General features: G+C 64.5%; 11 protein-coding genes. 4 read left to right on the top strand and 7 right to left on the bottom strand.

Annotated elements, in window-relative coordinates:
- Positions 1-81: 81 nt before the first annotated feature.
- On the bottom strand, positions 82-2,067 hold the full coding sequence (locus C8C96_RS07385) for an SDR family oxidoreductase (protein WP_121941911.1): 1,986 nt from the start codon (positions 2,065-2,067) through the stop codon (positions 82-84).
- Between the two features lie 228 nt (positions 2,068-2,295).
- Here C8C96_RS07385 and C8C96_RS07380 point away from each other — a divergent pair, with 228 nt between their 5' ends.
- The 3 genes from C8C96_RS07380 to C8C96_RS07370 all read left to right on the top strand — a co-directional run bounded on the left by C8C96_RS07380 (position 2,296) and on the right by C8C96_RS07370 (position 4,626).
- Positions 2,296-2,901 carry a phasin family protein gene (locus C8C96_RS07380; RefSeq protein WP_121941910.1) on the top strand — a complete coding sequence of 202 codons (606 nt, stop codon included), beginning with the start codon at positions 2,296-2,298 and terminating at the stop codon, positions 2,899-2,901.
- Between the two features lie 229 nt (positions 2,902-3,130).
- Entirely contained in the window at positions 3,131-3,793 is a 663-nt protein-coding gene (locus tag C8C96_RS07375) for a TetR/AcrR family transcriptional regulator (RefSeq protein WP_056059478.1), read from the top strand.
- A gap of 56 nt (positions 3,794-3,849) precedes the next feature.
- Complete coding sequence (locus C8C96_RS07370) at positions 3,850-4,626, top strand: hypothetical protein (RefSeq protein ID WP_121941909.1); 777 nt, start codon at positions 3,850-3,852, stop codon at positions 4,624-4,626.
- Positions 4,627-4,818: 192 nt separating this feature from the next.
- Here C8C96_RS07370 and C8C96_RS07360 read toward each other — a convergent pair whose 3' ends face one another.
- Positions 4,819-5,586 carry a type III pantothenate kinase gene (locus C8C96_RS07360; protein ID WP_121941907.1) on the bottom strand — a complete coding sequence of 256 codons (768 nt, stop codon included), beginning with the start codon at positions 5,584-5,586 and terminating at the stop codon, positions 4,819-4,821.
- A 180-nt stretch (positions 5,587-5,766) separates the two neighbouring features.
- Between C8C96_RS07360 and lysM the strand changes: the two genes are divergently transcribed.
- The gene (lysM, locus tag C8C96_RS07355) at positions 5,767-6,255 is read left to right on the top strand and encodes a peptidoglycan-binding protein LysM (protein WP_121941906.1); all 489 of its coding nucleotides are present in this window, start codon (positions 5,767-5,769) and stop codon (positions 6,253-6,255) included.
- A gap of 76 nt (positions 6,256-6,331) precedes the next feature.
- On the opposite strand, the gene C8C96_RS07350 is transcribed toward lysM, so the two are convergent.
- From C8C96_RS07350 to glyS, 5 genes are all read right to left on the bottom strand, one after another.
- Complete coding sequence (locus tag C8C96_RS07350) at positions 6,332-6,754, bottom strand: rhodanese-like domain-containing protein (RefSeq protein WP_056059486.1); 423 nt, start codon at positions 6,752-6,754, stop codon at positions 6,332-6,334.
- Positions 6,755-6,892: 138 nt separating this feature from the next.
- Positions 6,893-7,855, bottom strand: a complete 963-nt coding sequence (locus C8C96_RS07345) for a M48 family metallopeptidase (RefSeq protein WP_056059488.1) — start codon at positions 7,853-7,855, stop codon at positions 6,893-6,895.
- A 10-nt stretch (positions 7,856-7,865) separates the two neighbouring features.
- Positions 7,866-8,639 carry a 1-acyl-sn-glycerol-3-phosphate acyltransferase gene (locus C8C96_RS07340; RefSeq protein ID WP_056059490.1) on the bottom strand — a complete coding sequence of 258 codons (774 nt, stop codon included), beginning with the start codon at positions 8,637-8,639 and terminating at the stop codon, positions 7,866-7,868.
- Positions 8,640-8,724: 85 nt separating this feature from the next.
- The gene (gene gmhB, locus C8C96_RS07335) at positions 8,725-9,321 is read right to left on the bottom strand and encodes a D-glycero-beta-D-manno-heptose 1,7-bisphosphate 7-phosphatase (protein WP_056059492.1); all 597 of its coding nucleotides are present in this window, start codon (positions 9,319-9,321) and stop codon (positions 8,725-8,727) included.
- Positions 9,322-9,368: 47 nt separating this feature from the next.
- Positions 9,369-11,516 (bottom strand): glycine--tRNA ligase subunit beta, encoded by a 2,148-nt coding sequence (glyS, locus tag C8C96_RS07330; protein WP_121943916.1) that lies wholly within the window; start codon positions 11,514-11,516, stop codon positions 9,369-9,371.
- Positions 11,517-11,523 lie beyond the last annotated feature (7 nt).

Here is an 11,523-nt window from a genome sequence, read left to right as displayed (position 1 = left end):
AGAACTCATGATTATCCCACCCCGCCCGGCCCCCGGGTAACAGAGTTCAACGCGGGTATTTCTGTCTGGGCCGGCGGGTCATCAGAAGTGGATGCCACGCATCATTTGCTGCAGCGCTACCGCCTCGGCGGACAACTGCGGTTTGGCATCCTTGGCGCCCTTGGCGGCGGTGGAATCCGGGAACATGCGGAAGCTCGTGTTCATGGTGATCTGCGCCACGCGCGGCACCAGGGCGTGCAGCAGTTGGCCGGTGATGCCCAGGCGCGTGGCGATGCGCACCGGCTTGAAGATGCAGGCCTGGGCGATCATGTCCGCCGCCTCTTCAGGACTCAGCGTAGGTACGTTGTTGTAGATCTTGGTGGGCGCGATCATGGGCGTGCGCACCAGGGGCATGTTGATGGTGGTGAAGGTGATGCCCTGGTCCGCGAACTCGCTGGAGGCACAACGCGTCCAGGCATCCAGTGCTGCCTTGCTGGCCACATAGGCCGAAAAGCGGGGTGCGTTGGTGAGCACGCCAATGGAGCTGATGTTGACCACATGGCCCTTGCGCTTTTCGACCATGCCAGGCAAGAAGCCCATGGTCACCCGCAGGCAGCCGAAGTAGTTCAGCTGCATGGTGCGCTCGTAATCGTGGAAGCGGTCGTAGCTCGACTCGATGGCGCGGCGGATGGAGCGGCCCGCGTTATTGATCAGGAAATCCACACCGCCATGCTTGTCGATGAGCAGCTGCACAAAGCGATCGCAGTCGGTCATGTCGGCGATGTCGGCCGAGTACGCAATGAAGCTGTAGCCTTTCGCCTTTGCCTCGGCACAGGCCTCGTCCAGCTTGTCCTGGTCGCGCCCGCAAATGATGGTGGTGGCACCCGCCTCGGCAAACTTGTGCGCCGCCGCCAGCCCGATGCCAGACGATCCACCGGTGATCAGCACCACCTTGCCCGCTACCGTGCCTTTGAGGGTGCGGTCGATGAAAAGCTCAGGATCCAGATTGCGCTCCCAGTAGTCCCACAGGCGCCAGGCGTAGTCCTTGAGGTTGGGGCAGGTCACCCCCGAACCCTTGAGAGCTGCCATGGTCTCGCGGCAGTCGAAGCGGGTGGGGTAGTTCACGAAGGTCAGCATGTCCTCCGGCAAGCCCAGGTCTTTCATGACGGCATTGCGCACGCGGCGCACGGGCGCCAGCGCCATCAGACTCTTCTTCACACTCTTCGGAATGAAGCCCAGCAGCGCTGCGTTGACGAACAGGTTCATGCGCGGCGCATGGGCGGCGCGGCTGAAGATGTCGAGCACATCCCCCACGCGGTAACCCACTGGGTCCACCAGGTGATAACACTTCTTGGTGATGTCTTTTTGGTGGCTGATGACGTTCAGTGCGTTCACCACAAAGTCCACCGGCACGATGTTCACGCGCCCGCCTTCCAGGCCCACGGTGGGCATCCAGGGCGGCAGCAGCTGGCGCAGGCGCTGGATGAGCTTGAAGAAGTAGTAGGGCCCATCGATCTTGTCCATCTCGCCGGTCTGGCTGTCGCCCACCACCATGGCCGGGCGGTACACCGTCCAGGGCACCTTGCAGTCCTGGCGCACGATCTTTTCGCTCTCGTGTTTGGTCTGGAAGTACGGGTGGTCCAGGCCCTCGGCTTCCTCGAACATGTCTTCGCGGAACACGCCTTCATACAGACCTGCGGCGGCGATGGAGGAGACATGGTGGAAGTGCCCGGCATCCATCGCCTTGGCCAGGTCCACCGTGTTGCGCGTGCCCTCGATGTTCACGGCCACCTGGGTTTCTTCGTCAGCAGAGAGGTCATACACCGCTGCCAGGTGGTAGAAGTGGTCGATCTGACCCTTGAGCTTCTTCACGTCTTCTGCCGAGACGCCCAGCTTCTTGGCGGTGAGGTCGCCAAACACGGGGACGGCGCGTGCAGGGCCTACGCCCCAAAAGCTGCGCAGGTCGGCCACCTTGTCCGCACTTTCCTTGCGGATCAGGAAATGCACCACCGCCCCCTTGCGCTCCAGCAGCTTCTTGACCAGCCGCTTGCCAATGAACCCTGTTGCCCCCGTCACGAAATACTGCATGGATAACTCCTCTGAGATAGCTTCATTCTTGCCCAAGGCCTGCACACCCCGATTCAGCAGAAACCCGCGCCGATGCTAGGTGCCCAGCCGGCAGGCGGGCTAGATGGCACGCTCTACATTTTTAGGAGCGCGCGCCTACACCTTGCGCACCGTGCGGCGTACAGTGCGGCCATGCGTCGAAGGCAAAATCGCCCCGGCAACCCCAACCAACCGCACCATGGAGGCCTTATGGTCAAGAAACTGCAGAAACTCAGCGCTGACAAGAAGAAGAGCAACGCCCAACTGTCCAGCACCGTCAAGGACTCCGCCCAGCAGATCTGGCTGGCCGGTTTGGGTGCCTTCTCCAAGGCGCAGGAAGAAGGTGGCAAGGTGTTTGAAGCCCTGGTCAAGGAAGGCCTGACCATCCAGCGCAAGACCCAGGCCGTGGCCGAAGAAAAGATCACCGAAGCCACCAGCCGCGTGACCACCATGGCCAGCGACATCGGCTCCAAGGCCCAGGGCCAGTGGGACAAGCTCGAAAACATCTTTGAAGACCGCGTGGCCAAGGCCCTGGCCAAGCTGGGCGTGCCCTCGGCCCGCGACCTGGAAGCCCTGAGCGCCCGTGTGGACGCCCTGGCCAAGGGCAGCAAGGCTGCTCCCGCCAAAGCTGCTGCCAAGGCAGCCGCCAAGCCTGTTGCCAAGGCCCCTGCCAAGAAGGCGGCTGCAAAGAAGGCCGCGCCTGCCAAGGCAGCGGCAAAGCCTGCAGCCAAGGCCCCCGCAAAGAAGGCTGTGGCCAAGAAGACCGCAACACGTGCCGCTGCCGACGCAGCGCCCAGCACGCCGTCGGCCAGCTGATCACGGCTTGCCAGCGGCAAGCACCCAGCCCGCACCAAGCGGTCCGCGCGCCACGGCGCCTGGACCGCTTTTCTTTTTTTGGTGAAACCCGTGAAGTGCGCTAAAAGCGATCTGGGAGCGACACGCGCGCCCTCTTCTCATGTCGCACTGCAGCATGACTGCGTGGGTTAGAGTAGCCATCAGAGACAACGCAACAACGACACACAACGACGCGAAGGGGCCCACACACATGGTGAAGAAAGCGCCACGCCGCACCGCAGAACGCATTCTGGAAGTGACGCTGGACCTGTTCAACCGGTTCGGTGAACCCAACGTCTCCACCACCCTGATCTCGGCCGAGTTGCGCATCAGCCCTGGCAATCTCTACTACCACTACCCCGCCAAGGACGAGCTGATCAACGCGCTGTTTGATCGCTACGAAGGCTCGCTCACCGAGCTGCTGGCCGCAGCAGATGGTGTGCGCAATGTGGAGGACGCCTGGTTCTTCATGCACTCGCTGTTCGAGCTGATCTGGCAGTACCGCTTTCTGTACCGCGATCTCAACGACCTGCTGTCCAAGAACCGGCGCCTGGAGACGCACTTCCAGGCCATCCTCAAAAACAAGACCCGCGCCGTGCGCGCCATGCTCGATGGCATGGGACGCGCAGACGCGCTGCACATCGACTCGCGCGAGTTGGAGGCCACCGCCACCAGCATGGTCGTGGTGCTCACCTACTGGCTCAGTTTTGAATACGTGCGCGACCCGCGCCGCGCGCTGGAGCCTGAAAGTGCCCAGGCCGCGCTGCTGCGCGGAGCCCACCATGTGCTGAACCTGCTCATGCCCTACCTCGAAAGCGGCCAGCGGGCCCACCTGCTGGAGCTGGTCGGCGCCTACGCCGCAGTGCCTGGCTGATACAGAGACGGCCCACCACAGACACCCAACCACAAGAACTTCCGGAGACACACACCATGGCCAAATGGACCCCCTTCCCCCACGCCGGCGACTACCAGTTCGACGCTGCGAGCGTCAAGAAGCACTGGGCACGACTGCATGGCGGTGATGCCGAACCCTGCCCCAAGGACGCAGCCGCGCTGGAAGCGTGGGCGCTGTTCCACAACGGCGACTTTGAAAAAGCGGCGGCTGCAGGCCTGGCGGCCGGTGGAGCGGGCATTACCGCAGCCAACAAGGCCACCTCCATCTACGCCAACTACCTGGAGCCCAAGGAAAAGACGCGGCTGGACCTGTTCATGCAGGTGGCCGAAAGGGCCGAGGCCCAGGCAGCCGCAGAACCGAACAACGCCAACGCCTGGTACTGGCATGCGTATGCGCTGGGCCGCTACAGCCAGGGCATCAGCGTGGCCAAGGCGCTGGCGCAGGGCCTGGGCGGCAAGGTGAAGGAGTCGCTGGAAAAGGCCATCACCCTGTCGCCCAAACACGCCGATGCGCGCATTGCGCTGGGTGCCTTCCATGCGGAGGTGATCGACAAGGTGGGTTCGCTGATTGGCGGCATGACCTATGGCGCCAAGAAGGACACGGGCCTCAAGCTGTTCCAGGAGGCCCTCAAGCTCAACCCGGGATCGGCCATCGCCATGATTGAGTACGCCAATGCCCTCGTCATGCTGGAGGGCGACAAGAAGATGAAGGAAGCCACTGCGCTCTACGAAAAGGCCGCCACCGCGGAACCCATGGATGCCATGGAGCGGCTGGATGTGGAGATGGCACGGGCGGAACTGGAAGAAGAGTAAGAGGCATCCCTCTGAGCGGCTTTGCCGCTTCCCCCTTCTCTCGACTGGCTACGCCATTCGGGAAGGTGGACGACACCCTCACTGCGGGACGGCCCTTGCTCGGTGTCTCTGGCTTGCGCAGCGCCAGTTTTGCACAGAGGTTTGCAGTAGATTGCCGTGTCGCGCTGCTATGGATGCGGAGCTCAAAAGCCCTCAGCCCCCAAACCGCTGCGCGGCAATCTCCAGAAGTCCGTCAAAAATCAGGTTGTCCACCAGCTCAAACGGCCGCGTCATGCTGGGCGCCATCTTCCAGCCGGCGCCGCCGGTCATGATGCAGGCAGGCTCCTGGCCGCAGTGCTGCAACAGGTGCTGGTACATGCGCTCTACGGCCCCCGCGATGGCGTAGGTGCCGCCGCTGGTCAGCGCATCGCTGGTGTTGGTAGGGAACGGGCGCACTTCGCCCGTAGGCACGTGCAGGCCGGCGGTGCCGGATTCAAGCGCACGCAGCATGATGCCGTGGCCGGGCAGGATCAGGCCGCCCATGAAGCGGCCCTCGGTGTCGATGCACTCCACCGTCACGGCCGTGCCCACCATCACCACCACCAGCGGCCGTGCAGAGCCGCTTGCCAGCACATGGTGGCGTGCGCCGATCATGGCCACCCACCGGTCCGAGCCCAGGCGCGAGGGGTGGTCGTAGCCGTTGGTCAACCCCGCCTCTTGCGCCGATGACACCACCCACGAGGGGGTGACGTCCCAGATTTCCATCTGTTCCTGTACGCGGCGTTTGACGGCATCTCCCGCCACCACACAGCCCAGCATGCGTGTCGGATGGGGCAGCGAGGCCCAGCTGCCTTCGGCCAGGCGGTCGATGTGGTCGAGAAACTCGGCGCCATGCGCAATGAGCGCAGCCCCGGGGCGGGGAGCGTCGTACAACGCCCATTTGAGACGGGTGTTACCGACGTCGATGGCCAGAAAAGTCATGCGGCGGATTATCCCGAGTTTTGCGATGCACCCCTGCCCGAGGGCGACAGCCACTGCAGCACCAACCCTCCCCGGCCCCCAAATTGTGAAAAATCGTGTCGCGCCCCTGTCCGACACGACGCAGCCGCCCGTACCCGCTACAGTGGTCCTTCCTGTTTCTGCAACATTAGGAGGTACGACATGGGTCTTTTCAGTTTCATCAAGGAAGCCGGCGAAAAGCTGTTCGGCGGCAAAGAAGCGCAGGCCGCCACGGCAGCCGCCCCCACGCAGGATGAGCTCAACGCCAAGGCATCCAAGGCCATCGAGACCTACATCGCGTCCCAGAACCTGGGCGCCAGCAACGTACAGGTGGCATTCGACGGCACGCAAGGCAAGGTCACCGTCAAAGGCACCGCGCCCACCCAGGCCGCCAAGGAAAAAGTCACCCTGTGCTGCGGCAACGTGGCCAGCGTGACCAGCGTCGAGAACCTGATGGAGGTGACCAACCCCGAGCCCGAAGCCCAATACCACGACGTGGTGCGCGGCGACACGCTGAGCGCCATTGCCAAGAAGTTCTATGGCGACGCCAACAAGTACCCCGTGATCTTCGAGGCCAACAAGCCCATGCTGAGCCACCCCGACAAGATCTATCCCGGCCAGAAGCTGCGGATTCCGCCACTGGCCAAGTAGTCTCTCGCAGATTCAAGCCCTCTGAGCTGCCAGCGCTAGTAGAAAAAGCGCTGGCAGCTCTTTTTTTGATAGCGAATCAGCCCTGCTTCCACGGCAGGCCATGAAAGCGCCAGCCACCACGTTTGCCGCGTTGGCCTTGCGCATCCGCATCGCCCTCAAACCCTTCGAGGATGTTGTACGCGGTGATACCCAACTCGGTGGCGCGGCGCGCGGCGGCAATGGAGCGCACACCGCTGCGGCACAGCAGCACGGCCCGTCCACCCTCGGGCACCGCAGCGCGCATCTGGGCATCAAAGTCGGCGTTCATCGCCATGCCCGGCCATTGCTTCCAGGCCACCGCAGCGGCGCCGGGCACGTGGCCCACCCACTCGCGTTCGGCGTCGCTGCGCACGTCCACCAGCACGGCCTGTCCCGCCTGCACCCATTGCCAGGCCTGTTGGGGCGTCACGTCACCGGCATAGCCTTCGGCGGGAGTAACGGAGGAGAGCGTATTTTTCATGGTTTCAATCCTTTCTGGGCACTAGGCAAAACGTTTGGACTGGGCGCGACCGGCGCGAGGGACGCAAGCCAAGGGCCGCCCCGCAGCGAGGGCGTCGCCCCCCTTGAGGGAAGGCGCCGAAGGCGACTCAGGGGGGATTCACCATAGCGGGGCGGGTTCATCACGGAGATGGCTGCGCAGCTGCGCATAGTCCGGCACCACGGTGGCCACGGTGTCCCAGAAACGGGGACTGTGGTCCATCACGCGCAGGTGGGCCAGTTCGTGCGCCACGACGTAGTCGATGATGGCCGGGCGGTAGTGCAGCAGGCGCCAGTTCAGGCGGATGGAGCCGTCGGCCTTGGCGCTGCCCCAGCGGGTATTGGCGCTCGACAGGCGCAGGCTGGCCCAGCGCACGCCCAGCAGCGGGGCAAAATGGTCCAGCCGCTCGGTGAAGTGGCGGCGCGCGTCGCGCATCAACCAGGCCTGGACGACATCGCGGACCTGTGCGGGGCTGGCGCTGTGCGGCAGGCCAATGTGCAGGCTGGGCGTCGTGGCTGTGCCGCCCGGCTCCACCGCCGCCACCAGCGCTCCACCTTTGCCCGCAAAGCCGTGGCTCGGGTCCAGCACCAGCCTCAGCGGCTCTCCCAGATAGGGCAGCTCTGCGCCATGGGCCCAGACGATACGACCGCCTTCCATGCGCTGCTGGCGCTCGCGCGCCTCCGACAGCTTGCGCAAGATCCAGTCGGACTTCTCGCGCAGCGCGGCATCCACTGCGCCCAGCGTCACCCAGCTGGGGGCCCGCACCGACAGGCCATCGGCCCCCACGGTAAAGCCGATGCTGCGGCGGCGCGCGCGCTGCAGCGCATAGGCCACGACGGCATCTCCCAGCAACACCTCGCGGCTGGCCTGGGGGTGGCGGAATTCGGCAGGCGACAACAGCGAGGGCAGCGGCACCGCAGGCGCCGCAGGCCGGCTCACTATAGTTTTAGGAGCTACCGGCGATTGATCGACTAGCGCTTGTGGCTGATTGGGCTTGAAACCTGCAGCCACAGGACTGGGGCCTGCTGCGGGGGTCCCGGGCGGGTCAAACAGGTCCAGCGCCAGTTGCACAAGCCGCTGCATCACGGTCGGTTTACTTCCCGCTGGGTGCCGCGGTGTTGGCCGCAGGGGCTGGGTAAGCCTCTGGGTCCAGACGACGCATCTCGGCCTCGATCCAGGCCTCCACCTCGCGCATCAGTTCGTCGGGCTGGCGCCCCACGCTGGAGATGGGCTTGCCAATCGACACATCCACCACGCCGGGGCGCTTGACGAACGCCTTGCGCGGCCACACCTTGGCCGAGGTCACGGCGATCGGAATCACCGGCGCACCGGTGTCAATCGCCAGGCGCGTACCGCCGGTCTTGTAGTTGCCCTTCTGCCCCCGCTCGATGCGCGTGCCCTCGGGGAACATGATGATCCAGATGCCCTTGGCCAGCAGGTCCTTGCCCTGCTGCACCACCTTGTTGAAGGCCTGCGTGCGCTGGTTGCGGTCGATGTGGATCATGTCCAGCCGCCCGATGGCCCAGCCGAAGAAGGGCACGTGCAGCAGCTCCTTCTTGAACACGTAGGCCAGGGGGTGCGGCATGATCACCGGCATCAGGAAGGTCTCGTACGTGGACTGGTGCTTGACCAGCAGGATCGCGCCTTCATTGGCGCCCTGCGGCAGGTTCTCCATGCCGGTCACCTCGGCGCGGATGCCCAGAACCACCCGCGCGCCGCTGATGCACAGCGACAACCAGGCCCGGGCGATACGGTACAGGGGCACACCCCGCACGCCCAGCAGCGTGCCCAGCATGATGGCCAGCGCGTAAGGCACCACGGTGATGCCCATCCAGAGAAGGTGAATGACAGAACGGATAAGAGCCATTGGGATGTCTTTTTGGCCGCAAGCGCTAGTGAAATATGCGCCAACAGCTATGAATTAAATAGCATCAAGATGCTGCTGCGCCCTATTACGACAGCGGCAAGGGCGCTGCGGCCACGGCGGCTGCTGCGCTTGGCACCACCGGCAGCAACTGGTCCACAAAATCTCCGAGGCTGGCGTGCAACTGCGTACCCGCCGGCAACCCCGCAGGCAACGCCCCGCCCGGCCGCAACGCGGCAGACCGGCCGGTGCACACCAGGTGCAACTGGGCCCCCAGGGCGGCACCCGCCTGCAGGTGGGCCTCGCAGCTGCCGACCACGCGGACCTCGTTACGCTCCATGCCGTAGCGGTCGCAAATCTGCTCCAGCAGGCCCGGGGCGGGCTTGCGGCAGCTGCAGTCCTCGTCGGCCGCATGGGGGCAATAAAACACCGCGTCGATGCGCCCGCCCACCGCCGCCACCTGCCGGTGCATCTTGGCGTGGATGGCGTTGAGCGCCACCACGTCAAACAGGCCCCGGCCCAATCCCGGCTGGTTGGTGGCGACCACCACATGCCAGCCGGCATGGTTGAGGCGGGCAATGGCTTCGAGCGCGCCCGGCACCGCCGCCCACTCGTCGGCCGAAGTGATGTATTCATCCCCCATCGGGTTGAGGGTGCCGTCGCGGTCGAGGATGGCGAGTTTCATAGGAGGGGTTTGCCTTGTGAGAACCACCAGCCTACCAGCACCAGGGGTCAGGCCGCCAGACGGGACAAATCGGCCACGCGGTTCATGGCTTCGTGCAACGTCTTGAGCAGGCCCTGGCGGTTCAGGCGCAGGTCCAGCTGCTCGGCGTTCACCATCACGTCGTCAAAGAACGCATCCACGGGCGCGCGCAGCACGGCCAGGGTCTGCAGGCTGGCGGTGTAGTCGCCCGCGTCGAACTGGGCATTGGCCTCGGGCACAAAGCGCTGCAGCGCGGCGTACAGGTCCTGCTCGGCCTTTTCCTGCAGGAGCTCTGGGTTCACATGGGCATCCACGGGGCCCTCTGCTTCCGCCTTTTTGAGAATATTGCCGACGCGTTTGTTGGCTGCTGCTAGGGCGGGGCTTTCCGGCAAGGCCGCGAAGGCACGCACGGCTGCGAGGCGCTGCGGAATGCTGGCCCACTGTCCCAAGTGGCGCGCGTAAATGGCAGCATCCACCTCCGCTGGGGAGAAGCCGCCATCCCGGAGATAGCCCTTGAGGCGCTCAACCAAGAATTCGTCCAACTCAACAGCCTTGTCTTGAACCAAGCCCGATGGGAAGGCAGCAAAAGCCAGCCGCGTTAGCTCGTAAAAATGCAAAGGCAGGCGCTGTTCAATCAGCATGCGGATCACCCCCAGTGCATGGCGGCGCAGCGCGAACGGATCGCGGTCGCCCGTGGGCAGGTTGCCGATACCGAACATGCCGACCAGGGTTTCTAGTTTGTCGGCCAGCGCCACCACCACACCAGCGGTGTTGCGCGGCAGTGCATCGCCCGCAAAGCGGGGTTTGTAGTGGTCTTCGATCGCGTTCGCCACGGTCTCGCCCAGGCCGTCGTTCAGGGCGTAGTAGCCGCCCATGATGCCCTGCAGCTCAGGGAATTCGCCCACCATGTCGGTCACGAGGTCGGTCTTGGCCAGCAAAGCGGCTTGGTCAGCGTCTGCCACCAGTTGCGCGTCGCCCAGCTGGGATGCAATCGCCTTGGCGATGGCGCGCACGCGCTCCACGCGCTCACCCTGCGTGCCCAACTTGTTGTGATAAACCACCTTGCCCAGGCCCTCGACACGCGAGGCCAAGGTCTTCTTGCGGTCCTGGTCAAAGAAGAACTTGGCATCGGCCAGGCGGGGGCGCACCACGCGCTCGTTGCCGCCGGTCACAAAGCTCGTGTCTTCGGGGCTGATATTGCTGACCACCAGGAACTTGTTGGTGAGCTTGCCCGCGGCGTCCAGCAGCGGGAAGTACTTCTGGTTGGCCTTCATCGTGAGGATGAGGCACTCTTGTGGCACACCCAGGAACTGCTCTTCAAACTGGCAGATGACCACGTTGGGGCGCTCCACCAGCGCGGTCACTTCGTCCAGCAGGGCTTCGTCTTCGATGGGGCGGGCGCCGTTGCCCACCTTCGCAGCAGCCGCAGCCAGCTGGCGCGCGATCTCGGCCTTGCGCTCGGCAAAGCTGGCGATCACGGCGCCGTCCTTCTTCAGCGTGGCGGCGTAGCTGTCGGCATCGGCCAGCACCACGGGCGACACGGCGGCTTCAAAACGGTGGCCGGTGGTGCTGTTGCCAGCGGTCAGGCCCAGCGCCTTCACGGGCACCACGGTGCTGCCATGCAGCGCGACCAGACCGTGTGCGGGGCGCACAAAGTTCACGCTGGTCCAGCCGGGCAGCTCGCAGTCGGTTTCGAGCTGGTAGCTCATGACCTTGGGGATGGGGAGCTTGGCAATGGCTTCGTCCAGCGCCTTTTGCAAGCCCGCTTGCAACGTGGCACCGGGCACCACGCTGTCGTAGAACAGGGCTTCGGCCTTGCCGTCCTGCGCACGCTTCAAGGCGGCTACAGCGACTGCGGGGTTGGACACATCGGCGCCCAGCGCCTGCAGCTTTTTCAGCAGCGCAGGCGTGGCGTTGCCATCCGCTTGAAGACCCACGGTCACGGGCATCAGCTTTTGCTGCACGGCCTTGTCAGCGGCCTTGTCGGCCACGGCGGTCACATGCGCGGCCAGGCGACGGGGCGAGGCAAAGGGCGTGACCACCGAGGAGGCAGTCGCCAGGCCCAGGGCCTTGAGCTGATCGCCCAGCACGGTGGCGAAAGCATCGCCCAGCTTCTGCAGCGCCTTGGGCGGCAGCTCTTCGACAAACAGTTCAACGAGGAGGTTTTGGGTTGTCATCGTCATT

This window comes from Acidovorax sp. 100, from assembly GCF_003688355.1.
GTDB classification, from domain to species: Bacteria; Pseudomonadota; Gammaproteobacteria; order Burkholderiales; family Burkholderiaceae_C; genus Acidovorax; species Acidovorax delafieldii.
The sequence above is the reverse complement of the archived record's forward strand: the minus strand, read 5'-3'. Positions and strand labels throughout refer to the sequence as shown.